Raw genomic sequence first — 15,694 nt, 5'->3', positions numbered from 1 at the left:
GGAATACTATTTGGTGCTACTTTAAATATTTCTGCGGCAGGCTGACCGGACCAACGCTGTAGTTATCTGCAAAATTGACCGAAGCATCAAGGGTATCCTCCGGTTCGCCCTTTACATTTCCGTATACCTTAACCGAAGCAAATTCCTTTGGCTCAAATTTGTGATCTGTAAATTCGACGTCAAGATTGTACTTTTCTTTAAAATGATTGGCAGCCGCTTGTTCCGCCTTTTTGATGATTTCAGATTTCTCAACCTGTTTTCCATTTACTGTTATCATTGTGGAACAACCTCCTATAATTGCAAGAATGAAGACTAGTACACTCATTCGGGCCGTTATTCGACCGAACATCATATCACCTCGTTTGCAGACTTGATCACCTTCACAAATTTACCATAATCAAGAAAGGAGTGGGAATAGTTTATGAGTAATTCTCTTCCCGATGAGGTTTATTACGAGCTTTCCAAAGAAGCCTACGATTCAAAATATAATGATCAATCCGGGCCCGGAAGGCCTGTCGTTACAAGCGACGGCTCCAGCTGGCTGCCGATTGTTCCGGATGACGCGAAGCTGCATGACGGTTTATCCGGCTTCGATGCCGTTGTGATGAAAAACCTAGAAACCAACCAAATCGTTGTCGCTTTCCGCGGTACCGAAGGGGACATCGCAGAGGGAAAGCTCCGTTCCGTCGCCGATTTCATTACAGACGGAAAGGATGTTTTCCTGCCGGATGTTGCCGAGCGCTCCGGGTTTAATGGCTTCATGGACAAAGTAGATGATTTGGTTCCCGATATTCCGGATAATCCGGTTAGCGATTTTTTATCGGACGCTTATGACGATACCGTGGGCGAATTCATGAGGGATCATAATCAGTTTGATTTAGCCGCTGAATTGGTTGAGCAGCTGATTAAAGAGTACCCTGACTATGAAATTTCGCTTACCGGACATTCCTTAGGCGGAGCGGATGCGCAATTTGCCGCAGCAAAGAACGACGTAGAAGCGGTGACCTTTAGTGCCCCCAGCGCTTTGTATCGGCTCCCTGAGGATCTTCAGGAAAAGGCAAAGGACGGGCGCTTCGACAGCCTCATAACCAACTATGTGCATCCCAGCGATTCCATTGCCTCCGGCGCATTTTATGAATACGACCGCCATGTTGGCCGCACGTACTACACGGACACCGGCTTTGAGGAAGCGAACGAGAAGTATGGAGATGGATTGTACGGAGACGTCCAACGATTCATCGATACGGTCAAAGGAGATGGCTACCACTATTTCCAGGTATACAAATTTGATAAGGACGGCCACATTTCTAACCCGCTTGTAAACGCAGAGACAGGCAAGCCGGTCACAGGCGGCTCACCGCGGCATATCACCGAAGAGGAGGCCCAAATGGCGGCGCAGGCATTGATGGGCATCGGTTCGATGCTCCGTAACGTAGCGGCCTCCGCTTCAACAGCCCTGAGCGGACTTGTCGGCGGCAGCAGTGCCGGTGGAGTTGTCGGAGTTGGCGGCGGAAAAACCATTGAGGTGAATCCCGAGCAGCTGAAGGAGGTCGGCCAACGGCTTCGTCAGCACGCCGATTCCTTCCACCATGAGATGCGCGGCGTCGTCCAGTCGGTGACCAATCTGCTGGGAACGAGTCAAAGCCGGCGGCTTCAGCCGATTGTAGATAAAATTTGCACCGATTTAGCCTCCATTGACCGCTGGTATACGGATTCCACCACGCAAATTGCGGAATATATCCATACCAAAGGCAGTCAATTCCAGCAGGCGGATCAAGCTGGTGCTTCGGTAAAGGGGTGATCGTATGAGCCGGATTCAAGTGGAGCTTGAAGATTTACGGAAGGCAGAAGCAAGGCTCGTCGCCTTGATCGAAAAGCTGCGGGAGGATCAGCAGTACGTGAAGCAGCAGATCGAATGGCTGATGCAAAACTGGCGGGGCGCCTCCGCTGAGGCGCTGCGGAACCGATTGCAGGCGTTCATGGCCGAGCTTACCGTACGGATTGGAAATCTTGAGGAACGTAAAATGGCGCTCTCGCAATATTCCCGCATGATGGAGCAGGCCGATCGGCAGATGGGCTGAGCAGCAAAGGTCTGAACCGGCACCTCGCCGTTTGCACGCAGACTGCCAAAAAAAGCTCTTTACCCGCAAGGGTAAAGAGCTTTTTTAACCTATCTAAGAAAATATTATTCCTACTTCTGGGACCGAGCCTTTACTTCGCGCTTTCCACCCATTTGGAAACCACAGCTTCGTTTTCTTTAACCCACTTCGCCGCTGCTTCCTCCGGCTTCATACCGCCTTGGATATCGACCATCACCTTGGCCATATCATCCGGAGTCCATGTGAACTGATCCAGCAAAGCATACGCTTCCGGATGATCCTTCTTCAGGTCCTTGCGGGCAATCGTATGGATTTGCTCAGCGCCGCCATAAATATTTTTCGGATCCTCAAGGTACTTCAGCTTGAATTTTGCAAATTTCCAGTGCGGTGTCCAGCCTGTTACGATAATCGGCTTTTGATTCTTATATGCTTTCTCCAATGCAGCCGCCATGGCCGCACTCGAGCTTTCTCTCACATTCCACTTGTCGAGGCCATATTCCTCAATCACCTTAGCCGTCGACTTCATCAGACCGGCGCCTGGGTCAATCCCCGTAATTTCAAATCCGACCGCTTCGCCGTTTTTCGCGTCCTTCAAATCTTCAATCGATGAAATATCCATATACTCCGGCACAACAAGGCCGATTTTCGTTCCGTCCAGGTTTGGACCCAAATCCTCAAATTTATCCTTGTACTTCGTGTAATACGACTCATGCGTCGTCGGCAGCCATGCCGCTACAATTGCATCTGCGCTTCCATCAGCAACGCCGGCCCACATCGGACCTGCTTCAACCTGCAGCAGCTCCACCTTATAGTCGAGCTTGCTCTCCAAAACTTCCTTTACAACATTCGTGCTGGCAATCTCCGAATCCCATGCGACATAAGCTAGCTTCAATGTCTTCTCTTTCGCGGATTGCGAAGAACAGCCTACCAGGGCCATCGCCGATGCTAAAACCACCGATAAACCGATCGTCAACGCGCGTTTCATGTAACCACTCCTCAGTAAGTTTTTTATATGATCATCCCGCAAAACGCAGGGAAATCCGTGTGCCGCTCGTGCCTTGTTACTCTATTTCTCGGACTATACTCCGTTAAAACGCCCGAGCACCTCTTGCTGTGTGCGTGATCCTATACCGGATTATCCTTGACTGCGCACCCGCTTCTTCTTAATCGCATGCTGCGTCAGCCGATCCAGCAGGATCGCCAAAACAACAATCGCCAAGCCTGCTTCAAAGCCCGCGCCTACTTCAATTTGCGATACGGCCCGGTACACGTCAGCGCCAACCCCCTGCGCTCCGATCATCGAGGCGATTACGACCATCGACAAGGATAGCATGATGGTCTGATTGACGCCGGCCATAATGGTCGGCACGGCCAGCGGAAGCTGCAGCTTCACCAGCTTCTGCCACGGTGAGGAGCCGAATGCGTCCGCCGCCTCCACCAAGTCCTTCGGCACCTGGCGAATGCCAAGGTTCGTCAATCGAATCGTCGGCGGAATCGCAAAAATAACCGATGCGATAACCCCTGGAACGACACCAAGATTGAAGAAGGTAACGGCCGGAATCAAGTATACAAAGGCCGGCATTGTCTGCATAAAGTCCAAAATCGGCGTCACCGTATTCTGCACCGCATCTTTTCCGGCAGAGGCGATCCCCACAGGAATTCCGATGATGATCGAAATCAGCGCCGACGTAAGCACCAGCGCAAGCGTATCCATCGTCTGCTCCCAGAAGCCGAGATTATAAATCAGGAACATGCCCAGCGCCGTAAATATCGCAATCCGCAGCCTGCCAACCGCGTAAGCCCCAACCGCAAAAATTACGATCATCAGCAGCGGGTGCAGGGAGATAAACAGAAACTCAAACCCGCCTACAATTCCATTAATAATAGTTGCAATCGCATCAAATCCCCAGCTAAAATTGTTCTCCAGCCAAGCAACGATCGCTTCTACCCATGCATCCAAAGGAATTTTACTCATGCCGCCCCGTCACCTCCTTCTTCCTTATTGCCGGCCAGCGCCGCCAGCACCGCACCGCGGATAATAATCCCGCGCAGCCGCCCGTCCTCGGCCGTAACAGCGACGGGGATTTTGCTTCCCGCGACCGTATCAAACAGCTCGAAAAGCAGCGTTTCCGGAGAAACGGTAGGCACATCGCGAATAACGATATCCTCGAGCGACTTGCCTTCCTTCGCGGCAGCCGAAGCATCCTCGGCGGTAATGACCCCGACAAGCTTCTTCGCCTTGTCCGTTACATACAGGTTCGAAATGCCGATATCACGCATCAGCTGCAGCGCAACACGCGGACCGCGGTCGAGGGCGATCGTTTCCGGCCGCCTCATCACATGGGACGCAGTAAGCACCCGCGAAAGATCCACATCCTCCACGAAGCGCTCCACATATTCGTTCGCCGGATTCATCATAAACTGCTCCGGCGTGCCGAGCTGTACCAGCGCCCCGTCCTTCATCAAAGCGATGCGGTCGCCGATCCGCAGCGCTTCATTCAAATCATGCGTGATAAACACGATCGTCTTGCGCATTTTCGATTGAAGCTCCAGCAGCTCATCCTGCATATCCTTACGGATCAGCGGATCCAGCGCACTGAACGCTTCGTCCATCAGCAAAATATCCGGATCGCTCGCGAGCGCCCTTGCCAGCCCGACCCGCTGCTGCATCCCGCCGCTGAGCTGCTCCGGCAGGCTCTCCGCATAGCTCTCCAGCCCGACCAGCTTCAGCGCCTCCAAAGCCTTTTCGCGTCTAGCCGCCTTCGGAATGCCCTGCACCTCCAGCCCATACTCGGCATTCTCCGCTACGGTACGATGCGGAAACAGCGCAAACTTTTGAAACACCATGCTCATTTTCGTCCTGCGGATGTCCCTCAGCTCTTCTTTGCTCGCCTTCACAATATCCTGGCCTGATATCAGCACTTGTCCCGAGGTCGGCTCGATCAGCCGGTTAAACAACCGGACCAGCGTTGATTTCCCACTGCCGGAAAGACCCATAATGACGAAAATTTCGCCTTCTTCTATAGATAATGAAACCCGGTTAACTCCTACGGTCAGTCCGGTTTCCTTATGAATGCGCTCCTTGCCCCAGCCTTGCTCCAGCAAAGGGACCGCCCGTTTGGCATCACTGCCAAATACCTTTGTTAATGACCTCACTTCAATGATCGGCATTGCTTCACTCCCTTTCATTCCGATCGGTTGGACGTTTGCCGTCCCTTTATTAGTCTAGAAAAGTTTCCATAAACCCTCAACCTTTATATCCGTCCATATCGTACGTTCAGACTGTACAATTCGTACAGAAAAAACTGTATACTCTTGTTTCCTTAATAATCCTTACAAATCATCTCCTTTACAACCGGAATCCTCCGAGCCTACAATAAGGGTAATGTGTTGTCGAAACTGTAAAACATTTACAGTGAGGTTTTTGCAGATTAAAGAACATCGAACGAGGGATAAGGAGGGAGCACATGGACGAGTTAACCGGCATCCCTGAAGATCAGATCCGAAAGATTCAATCGGCTAGACAGCGGGTTATCGAATCAATCGGCCAAAACATGGACATTTATGGAGTAAACCTCTCCATTGCCTACTTATATGGACATATGTTTTTTCGCAACCACCCCGTAACGCTGGACGACATGGGTCAAACGATGGGCATGAGTAAAACCAGCATCAGCACCGGCATGCGGACATTGATTGATCTGAAGATGGTCAATAAGGTATGGGAAAAAGGCGCGCGGAAAGACCTGTACGAGGTGGAAGGCGATTGGTACCGCACCTTGAGCGATTTCTTTTCGATTAAGTGGAAAAAGGCCGCGGAGCTAAATTCAGCGGCACTAAAGCGTTCCTTAACGGAAATGCGCAAGCTGCTGGAGCAGCAGAAGGAGCAGCCGGAGGCCGAGGGCTCGGCCGAGCTTTGCCAGCTTCTCGAGAACGATATCGCCAAAATGGAGGAAGCGCTCGGCTATTATAATTGGTTTCACCGGCTGGTCGAGGCGTTTGAGTCAGGTGAGATTTTTAAGCTGGTGCCGAAGGACAAGCCAGAGGCTTAAAGCTGACTCCGTGTACTGGGAAATGGGCGCCAATCACTTAACAGTGGCGGGATTTCTTGGCATGACACCACTGTGTGGCTTTCCACTTTCGCCCGGACACGGTAAAGCTCAATCGAGATTTATACTGCAGGATGGCAAAAGGCCGCTGTTCCACGTAAAGCGTGGACGCGGCCTTGTTTTTTTACTCGATTTCTTTAATGTCGACAGAAAGCTGATGCTGATCGTCCGTGTCCACACGGATGGTCACCAGCACGGCAAATTCACGCTCCGGCTGACGCAGCCAAAGCCGAAAGCTTTCGACCGCAACGGCTTCCGATTCCAGCCTGCGCCCCAAATATTGATAATCAACAATATCGGCGTTATAACGTTTGGATGTTTCCTCCATTGCGAGCCGACCCCACCGGGCATATTCCGGTGCAGCATAGGTACGCTGCGCTAGAGCGGGCTGCCTCGGAGGATTATCCGCTTCTTCCCCTCTAGGTTCATCTTCATCTGCACTGCCGAAGCTTTCTTTAGCCTTATTCGGGCTGCCTGACGGCTCGTACCAAACGGGGGCCGTATCCACATGCTCCAGCCACAGCGCGGCATCGCTTCCATCCGTTCCAGCCGTCCAGACGGATAGGTCCGGTTCCGCCGTATCGGATTTGCGGACCCACGCGAGCACCTCCTCGGCCTCGATATAGTCCGGCGCAAAATCGCCGGCTCCGCTTGGAGGCTGCGTCAGTTGTACCGCCTGCCCATCCTTTAGCCGCAGCCGGTACAGCCCCGGCTTCGCCCTAGGAACCGGCCCCTGTTCCCAGGCTAACTCCGGGGACCGGGAAACAACAACCTCATGCTCGTTCAGCCAATCGAACCCAATATCCATCATGCCCTTCGGCGTATACGTGGGTGAGGCCAGCGCCGGTACCCTATCTACTCGAAAATGCTTATTCGATACCTCGAACCTGCCCTCTCCCTCAATGTAGCCGATTCGATTTTCCGACGGTTGGGGTTTGGGCTCAGGCACAGGCGCCCACTTAAACCAATCCTCCCGAGCCAGCATTTGCCCCGGACAGACAAAACGCGAGCCGTCAGCCGCAAGCAAACAGAGGGTATTGCTGTCCATAGACCACGACGCGGTCGGGTGCGCAATAAATGCCATCCATTTGCCGTCCGGTGACCATTTAAAGCTGCTTAAAGTTTGCGCGAAAAACTCGTTCGACATTTCCGGCAGGGTGAAGAGAGGCTTGGGCTCCTCGCCGAATACGAGCAGCTTGAGCTCAATCGGCGTCCACGTTTCCCCTACCCGGCGTGATTCATTGCTGATGATCATTCCTTGACCGTCCGGCAGCCATGAATATTGATCAACCCCCTCAGTAATCAGGGTGGGCTCAATCGTCCTATTCGCCTGGTCCAGCCGTACCCTTAGAAGCCGCTTACCCTCTTGATAGGCAAGCTCCGCACGTCCTGGAGCCCATTGCGGATTCCAACCATGCTTCGCAGAAATCGTCAGGTCCTTGCCCGATGCAAGGTGATAGGCATGCAGTGACTCGCTGCCGTCCGCTTCCTTACTTACATAAGCGATCCACTTCCCGTCATCCGAAAATTTCAGATGGTCAGACGCTGCAGGTGACGATGAAATTTGCCGCTCATCCTCCCCCATTTTGACCCAAAGATAACGATCCCGTAAAAACGCAGCCATCAGCTTGGCATTTCCCTTTTGTTCCTCTTCCGATGCATAAGTCCAGCCTATCATTAAAAGCAGCAGACCCGTGAGCAGACTCGTAACGACAATTTTTATCCGCATGACACCCCTCCTTCAACAGGAAGAAGGTTCCACAAACGATTACAGATTATACGCGCCCCGTTGTAAAGACCCGCACAAGCACATATTTCATACACCATGCGGGCTACAGCTAAAAAGGCAGCGGCGGATTCCGCCACTGCCCTACCTATCTTGGTATAACCATCGTAATGCATCCGGAAACCGTTCGCAAAAATAGGAATGCTCATGCTTTCCATCTTCTACGATGTGATAATATAACCGGTTATCGTCCAAGCCGGATTGAGACAAGCATTGAGCGGCCTCAGCGGTCCGAGCCAGCATCAGCTGCTGAATCGTTTCCTTGCCCTGCCCTTCCAGACTGCCCACGTCCATATATACTTTAACGTCAGTCGAAGGGAGCGGCTCCCGCTGCATGTACTCCACAAAGCCTTCATACCAGAATGAACCGGATATGCAGCATATTCGCCCAAAAACACCGGGGGAGTTATACATCGAGAACACCGATATTAACCCGCCGAGTGACTTTCCGGCCAGCGCCGTATGCTCCGCCTCCGGCTTCGTCCGATATTTCCGGTCAACGTACGGCTTGCACACATCGCGAAGAAACGCCAAATAATCGGCGCCCCTGCCGCCAAAATGGTCAAAGCCGTAGCGGTCGGTCAACGCCTTTGCCAGCCAAGGCGTATACTCATCGATCCGGTTCTTCGGCTCGATGCCGACCAAAATCAGCTCCGGCAGCTCACCCTGCTCGAACAGCTGCTCCAGCCGCTTGAGCGCTTCACTTTTGCGCGGATCGAATACATCTCCTCGGTCATGGACATACACGACCGGGTAGGCTCCCCCTTTTTCATAAGAAGGGGGCAAATACAGAAGCAGCTCCCGCTCCTGGCAGCTATCCGAGAACACGACTCCTTTCACGAGAGCCCTCCTTTCGTTAAGCAAGCCCTTACTTAGCACCCGATACACCCCATGGTAAAAAGCAGCGCCTTTCAGCCGACGCTTTTTTTCACGGGACGATTATCCTTTCGCCTTCAAAAGCAAATAAACGAAATACGGGACGCCTACGATGGAAATGACGATGCCAACCGGCAGCTCCGCCGGGGAGAAGACGGTCTTCGCGATAAAATCGGAGCCAATCACAAGCAGCATGCCAATCGCACCGCTAACCGGAAGCGCATGCTTATGCGACAGCCCAACGAGCCGTTTGGCAATATGCGGGGAAAGCAGCCCGATAAACGCAATGCTGCCCGAAACGGAAACGCATGCGCTGACAAGCCCGACACTGCCGAGCAGCAGCAGCCCCCGTTCCTTTTCCACAGAAACGCCGAGTCCCTTCGCACTGTTCTCTTCCAGCTGAAGTAAATCGAGCACCCGGATTCCCCTGATAATGAACGGGATACAGAGTACAAACCATGGCAGCATGGACGCAAAATACACCCAGTTGGCGTTCCATATACTGCCCGTCAGCCAAACGACCGCCATCTCAAAATCGTTGGGGTTCATTTTCAGCGCGATGAATAACGTCAGCGCACCAAGGCCTGTACCGATCGCAATCCCCACGAGCACCAAACGCTGGGGATCCAATCGGCCGTTTTGATATGCAAAAGCATAGATCAACACCGCCGCGCCGATCCCGCCAATCAGCCCAAACAACGGCATGGCCATAATGGATCCTAAGCCTTGGCTGATGACCTCGCCTTTAAAAACAAACATAAAAAACACAATCGCCGCACCCGCCCCGGCGTTGATCCCCAATATCCCGGGTTCGGCCAGTCCATTGCGCGTAACCCCTTGGATGACCGCACCCGCTATGCCAAGTCCGATTCCGACCAGCGCCGCAATCGCAATTCTCGGCAGGCGGAACTCGAAAATCACAAGATCATGCTCCGGCACCGGATTAATCCGCAGCAATGTTCTTACGACTTCCATCACGGTCATATCAAATTCGCCGTTCGTTAAGTGAATGTACGCCGCAGCGAGGCTAAGCGCTACCGTGCCAAGCAGGACCGCCCAAAACCGCGAGGCGGATTGCATGAACGAGTTACGCATTCGACCCACCTCCCCGCGTACGGATTAGGTACAGGAAGAACGGAACGCCAAACATCGCGGTCACAACCCCGATCGGCGTTTCGAAAGGCGCATTCAAAAACCGGCTTAATAAATCGCAAAATGCCAAAAACGCTGCGCCAAACAAAGCCGCGCACGGAATCACCTTACGGTAATCTGTACCGACGAAAAAACGTGCAATATGCGGAACGAGCAAACCGACAAAGGCGATTTTCCCAGCCAGCGCTACAGATACACCCGTTAAAATTACGACAGAGAACAATGCGGCAATCTTCACCAGCAGCACCCTCTGCCCTAAGCTGCGAGCGATTTCCTCGCCAAGCGAAACGATCGTAATCGATTTCGCCAGCAGCAGCGCAAGCGCGATGCCGACGATCGCGAATGGAATCGCCAGCTTAATTAGCGTGGGATCCAATTGATGCACCCTAGCGTTATACCAAAAGCTGATCGTCTGCGAAATTTGAAAATAAGCGGCAGTCGCTTCCGACACACTGCTGAGAAACGTTCCGATAATGGTTCCGATAATCGCCATCCGTACAGGCGAAAGCCCGTTAGGAATAAGCGCAGCCAAACCGAACACCATTCCGACTCCTACAGCAGAACCGACCATCGATAACCAAATCAAATCGATAGAGGATCCGTTTGGCGCCAGCAGCATTCCAATCGTCACCGCAAACGCTGAGCCGTCCGTTACACCCATAATGGAAGGGGATGCAAGATAGTTTCTTGTCATCCCCTGCATAAGCGCACCCGATATGGCGAGGAAGGCCCCGATTAATAAGGCCCCCACCGCCCTAGGAACTCTAGAGTGCATAATAATTTGATGATTTACATTGCCTTCATCAAACCGGAAGAACGCATCCCATACTGTGCCGGCATCGATCTCTTTCGCTCCGAACAAAATCGAAAGGATGGCCAGCCCCGTGATGACAACGGGGGAGGTCCAAATGAGCCAAGCTCCGATGGAAGATTTCATTCTCATAGGTTTATGGTTTCACCGCCGATTAGTTGGACAGCTTTTCTACCGCTGCTTTTAAGAAGTTGATTTTACTCCACGCCGTACCGCCTTGTGCCAATGGATCAACGACGTTGACAAACACCTTGCCGTTTTTCACTGCATTCAGGCTCTTCCAAATCGGGTTGTTTTGCAGCTCTTCCAGCGTCTTTGGCTTATCCTTGTTCTCATCTTCGCTAAATTGAACGAACAAATAGTCCGGGTTGATTTCGCTGAACTTCTCCATCGATACGACTTCCTGTGCTTTGGCCGCCTTAACCTGCTCCGGTACCGCAAAGCCTAAATCCGTATAGAGGGACGGGTTAAAGAATACGTCTGCCGGGTATAGGTTGATATTGCCCGCACGTAAACGAATGATCATAACCTTCTTATCCTTCAGCTTATCGCCAAGCTTCGCTTTCGCTGCAGCGACATCGTCTTTATACTGCTTAAGCGCTTTTTCCGCTTCCGCTTCTTTGCCGGTCAGCTCAGCCAACAGCTTCAGGTTTGCTTCCCAGTCCGTAGCGATATGGGATACCGGAATCGTCGTTGCGATTTTCTCCAGCTTTTCCTTTACTTCAGGCTTGAATTTTGTCGTTGCCAAAATCACTTCAGGCTTCAGCTTCAAAACCGTTTCCACGTTCGGCTGCTGCTTTTCGCCGATCGATTCCGTCTTGCCGGTAATCGGCGCGAACATTGCTGGGAATTTGCCGCCTACGGAAATGCCGCCAATCGGCTGTACGCCAAGCACGAGTGCGTCTTCCATCGACTCCATGCTGCCCGTAATAACAACCTTATCTGTCTTCGTCGGAACGGTATATTCTTTATCCTTGTACTTAATCGTCTTCGTCTGCGCTGCCGCCGCCGGCGCTTCATTCTTTGCTTCAGTGCCGGACGCCGGAGCTGCCGCCGGCTTTGTTTCTCCCTCGCTCTTCGAAGGCGTTGTTTGCTCCTGTGCTGCTCCGCATGCCGCCAACGCGACTGCCATTACTGCAATAAGACCCGCTTGCATCCATTTCTTGTTCATTTCTCTATAAGTCTCCTCTCGACCACCAATAATTTATATTGAAAATGATTCTCATTAGCGATTATAAGGCAGTCCCTATACGGGTACCATGGACGATTTCCGGTTTTCTTTTGGATAATTTCCGGCAATTAAGCTTTCTATCTCTTCCACGATCCGCCAATGCGCGAATGCCGAGTATTCACGCCAAGGATCAGACGTTATAAAATCGACACGATTCGTTCGAACCGCCCGCAAATCCTGCCATAACGCACTTTGCTGCAGCTCTTTCCAATAAGCGATCGATTCCGTTTCTTGGCATACATTCACGAGAATCCGATCCGCATCCATGCTTGCAATTTGCTCCAGCGAGAGCGGCATTTGATGCACGCCGGCATTTTCGCCAAGTGCCGGCAGCATCTGCATATCGTTAAAAAACACATCCCGGATACTTCGATTGCAGTACTGGGAAATGCGATTTTTGTATACGCTCACGATTAAAAAGGTATCCTGTTCGACGAAGGAATGAATCCTTCCTCTAGCCGCACGAACCTTCCGGTCGTAGGAAGCTAACCATTGCTCCGCTTCCCCTGAAATCCCGAGGTGCTCCCCCGTCATCCGCAGATGCTCTCTCCAGTCCGCGTCCGATGGCAGAAAGAGCACAGGGGCAACCGAAGCAAGCGCCTCTTTCTCCTCAGTCTCCAGCATGTCAACGCATATGACAGAGTCCGGCTGCGCTTCCTCTAACAGCTCCATATTGCTCTGCCAATTGACGCCATGACGATAAGCGCTTAGATGGACCGGGATATCGTTGCGGTACATTTTATAGTAGTACGCCGTCCATTTCGGATGCAGGGGCGCGGCGTAGGGAATCATGTTCAGCGCCAGCATATGACCGGTCGTATAATAACCGTACGCCACTACCTTGCGTCTCCGGCTTTTCATATACACCGTAGGAGATACTCCCGTTTCCTTTTTAAATTTGCGGCTGAAATAAAACTCATCGCTGTAGCCGACCTGCTGTGCTGCTTCACGCAGCCGAATGTCGGACTTTGCCATCAGCTGCTTCGCCTTTGCCATGCGCAGCTCCGAAAGATAGTCCATAGCGCTTACGCCATACGTTTTCTTGAAAAGCTCCACATAGTATTTGGGGCTGACCTCGGCCATCCGGGCAAGCAGTTCGATCGTTACGTTCTCATTATAATTGCGTTCCATGTATAGCTTTGAGCGCTCCAAGGAGGAGAGGGAGTCCGTTATTGGCTCGTTTTGCGCGGTTTTCACCAATGTGTACAGCAGCTCCTGAAAAAGCAGCTGTCCCCGGAAGCGTTCCAGCGAGCCCGCGTTATTAAGGCAGCTGTGAATTTCACCGCAAAGAACAAACGGGCTTTGCGAATCGAGGCGAAACTGCAGCCCGCTCGCATACCTAAGAAGATGATCCTCTTTCTGATATAAAATGTCGGTCTGCTTCCTTGAAGAAGTGTTCGAGAGCTTGTATTCTTTCTTGTCTGTTAGGTGCCCCGCGCTTTCCAAATCCATCGGGTCCACTTCTCTATGTACATCAAAACGAAGCACGTATAAATCCGTACAGTCATGCGAATCCGGTGCGGCTCCGAACGTTTCTTCCGGCGGGCAAAAGCATACCGTGTCCATTCGCAGCCGATACTCCGCTCCTCCAATGATCAGCGCTCCGCCGCCATTCGACGGGGCTAGCAGCACATACTGATCGGTGTACTGCTGCTCCAGCCTCCATCCCGAGCCCTTGCGAAGCAGCTCAATATCGGTAAGCCGCACGAGAAGACGATCCCATGTCGGCTCGTCTGAAATGCTGTTATGCGGTTTTGCCGCCAAGATCGCTCACCTCATTGATAATAGTTATCATTATCAGTTATTATAACAAAGCTGCAGCCCTGTGAACATCCCCTTACCGGAGAAATGCTGACAGACGGGGTTGAGGATCATAAGAAAAACTTCTATCGAAGTCCTTTCAAAGAAGCGGGTACGTCATTAAGCGGTAGTTTTCCTTGGTATAGAATTTACTCGTTCCGACCTCAGCGAAACTTATAAATTCTATAACGTTAAAAAAGCCTGCTGGGCAGGCGCATGAAAACAGCCTACCCCGCAGGGGTTAAGGTTCGGTATTAATAACTCGGCCAACCGGACGAGTCCCACAATAAATCGTTAATGAGGAATTTCGGCGTTCCGTTATCATCAGCATCGTACGCATGGCGTATGATCAGGCTTGTTCCCAGCACATCCTGGCCTCCCGGCCCTTTCCAGCGGGAATTGCCCGAATCCAAAATCGTGCCTCCTCCGTTCATCAAGCTGACGCCGTTTTTATCTACATAAGGCCCCGTAATACTTGTGGAACGACCATAAATCATTTTATAAGTGCTGTTTACCCCTTGGCAGCACCTGTCGATTGATGCAAATAAGTAATAATATCCGTTTCGATACGTGATCGCAGGCGCCTCGATCGCTGTGCTCGGTCTCGTTGCAATGGAATGCAGCGCCCCGGTCGGCTTCATCGTTGATGCATCCAAACGGGTCAGCTTTAATCCGCTCCAAAACGAACCGAACGAAAGCCATGGATTGCCCTGCGGGTCAATAAACAAATCCGGGTCGATCGCATTGTAATTATTGGCGCTAGTCGATTTTACTACAAGGCCGTCGTCTCTCCACGGGCCGTTCAGATTGGTCGCTGAGGCCAGCCCAATTGCCGAAGTGTTGGAGCCAAAGCTCGAAACCGAATAATACAGCCAATACCTGCCGTTAAAATATTTGATATCCGGAGCCCAGATGTCGTTCGTCGCCTGATTCGGCACCTGCTGCTTCCACCAGGAAAGCGGCTGAGCAAACACCTGGCTGCCGCGGGTCCAGTTGGTTCCATTCGTCGAGCTGTGCCTTTGAATGCCCTGCCCCGTGGAAAAGACATGCCAAGTGCTGCCGACTTGGATGATCGACGGGTCGTGAGCCACAAAGTCCCCTGACAAATTCCAAAACCCTGCGGAAACCGGAAACACCATAGCCAACGCCAAAACAAGCACCAAAGCAACCGTGATTTTGCCTTTTTTAAAGGACATTGAATCTTCTCCTTACATTTTCATTCAGCAGGTTTTCTCTTTTCACACCCAGTCCTTTGCTAATCATCAAATCTCCTCTCTCTTTTTCATTTCGTTAAAATAAATGGGCGGAACACCTCCTTTTTGCGATGAAAACAGTTATTGGAAACGTTTTATTTTATGTAGTCATAAACTGATTCATGTTTGTATTTCACCCTATTTTTGTAAAAAAGATGCTGTAGGATAATTTGCATTCCTTTTTACCATACTAAGAAATCATGTTTTAAAAAGGAGAGTGCTCGCATGGAAATGACTTCGGCCAAGCTGGGAAGGGTTCCCGTCTCCATTCAAAACGATGGGAAGTTTCAGGGAAGTGTATACTGCATTCAAGCGAGTGAATTTAAAGGAGATCCGGATCAAGAGGATATTGCAAATTTTTTGGCGGCTGCCGTTGAAGAACCGGAGCGTTTCATGATCTATCAGGAAAATGGCGCCTCCAACGTGTATACCAAGGAGCCCGAAGCGGCTGTCCAGCTGGCGGTACAGCTAAATCAGCAGCATGGCGTTGAGATTAGCGAGGAAGAGACCGAAGCGTTTCGCTCCCGCTTAGCGTTACAGTAGGTGAAGCGCGGCCTTGTGTACAGATTTGATTTAT

At 51.6% G+C, this 15,694-nt stretch carries 15 protein-coding genes; 4 read left to right on the top strand and 11 right to left on the bottom strand.

Translation table 11 applies throughout. The annotated features are described in order from the left end of the window. Positions 1 to 16: 16 nt before the first annotated feature. On the bottom strand, positions 17 to 277 hold the full coding sequence (locus tag GQS10_RS18275) for a DUF1433 domain-containing protein (protein WP_166244898.1): 261 nt from the start codon (positions 275 to 277) through the stop codon (positions 17 to 19). Positions 278 to 421: 144 nt separating this feature from the next. Between GQS10_RS18275 and GQS10_RS18270 the strand changes: the two genes are divergently transcribed. Together GQS10_RS18270 and GQS10_RS18265 are read left to right on the top strand one after the other, a co-directional pair. After that, positions 422 to 1,801 (top strand): lipase family protein, encoded by a 1,380-nt coding sequence (locus GQS10_RS18270; RefSeq protein WP_166244896.1) that lies wholly within the window; start codon positions 422 to 424, stop codon positions 1,799 to 1,801. Positions 1,802 to 1,805: 4 nt separating this feature from the next. Beyond that, a complete protein-coding gene (locus GQS10_RS18265) occupies positions 1,806 to 2,081 on the top strand; it encodes a WXG100 family type VII secretion target (RefSeq protein ID WP_166244895.1) in 276 nt (91 codons plus the stop codon). A gap of 130 nt (positions 2,082 to 2,211) precedes the next feature. Here the strand turns inward: GQS10_RS18265 and GQS10_RS18260 are convergent, their stop codons facing one another. The 3 genes from GQS10_RS18260 to proV all read right to left on the bottom strand — a co-directional run bounded on the left by GQS10_RS18260 (position 2,212) and on the right by proV (position 5,270). Then, complete coding sequence (locus tag GQS10_RS18260; protein ID WP_166244893.1) at positions 2,212 to 3,084, bottom strand: glycine betaine ABC transporter substrate-binding protein; 873 nt, start codon at positions 3,082 to 3,084, stop codon at positions 2,212 to 2,214. Between the two features lie 150 nt (positions 3,085 to 3,234). Beyond that, positions 3,235 to 4,074, bottom strand: coding sequence for an ABC transporter permease (locus GQS10_RS18255; protein ID WP_166244891.1), 840 nt, complete (start codon positions 4,072 to 4,074; stop codon positions 3,235 to 3,237). Next, on the bottom strand, positions 4,071 to 5,270 hold the full coding sequence (gene proV, locus GQS10_RS18250) for a glycine betaine/L-proline ABC transporter ATP-binding protein ProV (protein WP_166244889.1): 1,200 nt from the start codon (positions 5,268 to 5,270) through the stop codon (positions 4,071 to 4,073). Before proV ends, GQS10_RS18255 begins: the two co-directional genes overlap by 4 nt. Before the next feature lie 296 nt (positions 5,271 to 5,566). On the opposite strand from proV, the gene GQS10_RS18245 reads away from it, so the two are divergent. Further along, entirely contained in the window at positions 5,567 to 6,151 is a 585-nt protein-coding gene (locus GQS10_RS18245; RefSeq protein ID WP_166244887.1) for a GbsR/MarR family transcriptional regulator, read from the top strand. A 181-nt stretch (positions 6,152 to 6,332) separates the two neighbouring features. Here GQS10_RS18245 and GQS10_RS18240 read toward each other — a convergent pair whose 3' ends face one another. The 7 genes from GQS10_RS18240 to abnA all read right to left on the bottom strand — a co-directional run bounded on the left by GQS10_RS18240 (position 6,333) and on the right by abnA (position 15,060). Beyond that, positions 6,333 to 7,937 carry a DUF3889 domain-containing protein gene (locus GQS10_RS18240; RefSeq protein WP_166244885.1) on the bottom strand — a complete coding sequence of 535 codons (1,605 nt, stop codon included), beginning with the start codon at positions 7,935 to 7,937 and terminating at the stop codon, positions 6,333 to 6,335. Positions 7,938 to 8,078: 141 nt separating this feature from the next. Beyond that, positions 8,079 to 8,834: an alpha/beta hydrolase-fold protein gene (locus GQS10_RS18235; protein WP_166244883.1), complete on the bottom strand. Its 756-nt coding sequence runs from the start codon at positions 8,832 to 8,834 to the stop codon at positions 8,079 to 8,081. Between the two features lie 99 nt (positions 8,835 to 8,933). Further along, positions 8,934 to 9,965 (bottom strand): FecCD family ABC transporter permease, encoded by a 1,032-nt coding sequence (locus GQS10_RS18230; protein ID WP_166244881.1) that lies wholly within the window; start codon positions 9,963 to 9,965, stop codon positions 8,934 to 8,936. Then, complete coding sequence (locus tag GQS10_RS18225; RefSeq protein WP_166244879.1) at positions 9,958 to 10,965, bottom strand: FecCD family ABC transporter permease; 1,008 nt, start codon at positions 10,963 to 10,965, stop codon at positions 9,958 to 9,960. The genes GQS10_RS18230 and GQS10_RS18225 overlap by 8 nt, the downstream gene beginning before the upstream one ends. A gap of 22 nt (positions 10,966 to 10,987) precedes the next feature. Continuing rightward, positions 10,988 to 12,004 carry an ABC transporter substrate-binding protein gene (locus GQS10_RS18220; protein ID WP_166244877.1) on the bottom strand — a complete coding sequence of 339 codons (1,017 nt, stop codon included), beginning with the start codon at positions 12,002 to 12,004 and terminating at the stop codon, positions 10,988 to 10,990. Between the two features lie 75 nt (positions 12,005 to 12,079). Beyond that, positions 12,080 to 13,828, bottom strand: a complete 1,749-nt coding sequence (locus tag GQS10_RS18215) for an ABC transporter substrate-binding protein (RefSeq protein ID WP_207952338.1) — start codon at positions 13,826 to 13,828, stop codon at positions 12,080 to 12,082. 290 nt (positions 13,829 to 14,118) lie between these two features. Continuing rightward, on the bottom strand, positions 14,119 to 15,060 hold the full coding sequence (gene abnA, locus GQS10_RS18210) for an arabinan endo-1,5-alpha-L-arabinosidase AbnA (protein ID WP_166244875.1): 942 nt from the start codon (positions 15,058 to 15,060) through the stop codon (positions 14,119 to 14,121). A 282-nt stretch (positions 15,061 to 15,342) separates the two neighbouring features. Here abnA and GQS10_RS18205 point away from each other — a divergent pair, with 282 nt between their 5' ends. Next, positions 15,343 to 15,660, top strand: coding sequence for a hypothetical protein (locus GQS10_RS18205; RefSeq protein ID WP_166244873.1), 318 nt, complete (start codon positions 15,343 to 15,345; stop codon positions 15,658 to 15,660). Positions 15,661 to 15,694 lie beyond the last annotated feature (34 nt).

This window comes from Paenibacillus turpanensis (genome assembly GCF_011421635.1).
Taxonomy (GTDB): Bacteria; Bacillota; Bacilli; order Paenibacillales; family YIM-B00363; genus Paenibacillus_AK; species Paenibacillus_AK turpanensis.
Note: the sequence above shows the minus strand (reverse complement) of the source record. Positions and strands in the feature narration are given on the sequence as shown.